A 308-nucleotide genomic window follows, 5' to 3' on the forward strand; every position below is an offset into this window, starting at 1 on the left:
GAACAGCACCACCCCGGCCCCGCACGGGAGCAACTTAAACACCTACCGGAGCAGTACCACCACCAGGGCCCCCCCCCCCACAACCAGCATGAACACCACCCCCTCGCCCACTCCAAGAACACCCGCACCATCGTACCCCAACAACAAAAAAAACCACACAAACGACCCCCACCAAAAAAAAAACCCCATAACCCCCCCAAAAACCCCCCAAACCCCCCAACAACCCCCCCCAAAAACCAAAAAAAAACAAAAAACCCCCCACAAACCGCAACCGGCCAAAACCCACAAAAAAACCCCCCACCACCCCC

Annotated in this window: 1 protein-coding gene; it reads right to left on the minus strand. The window is 57.1% G+C overall.

Features of this window, described 5'->3' with window-relative positions; translation table 11 throughout:
• Positions 1-42 precede the first annotated feature (42 nt).
• On the minus strand, positions 43-308 hold a 266-nt coding region (locus tag PUR61_RS41840), incomplete at its 5' end, for a hypothetical protein (RefSeq protein WP_329885203.1).

The sequence above is a fragment of the Streptomyces sp. BE20 genome (genome assembly GCF_036322525.1).
Taxonomy (GTDB): domain Bacteria; phylum Actinomycetota; class Actinomycetes; order Streptomycetales; family Streptomycetaceae; genus Kitasatospora.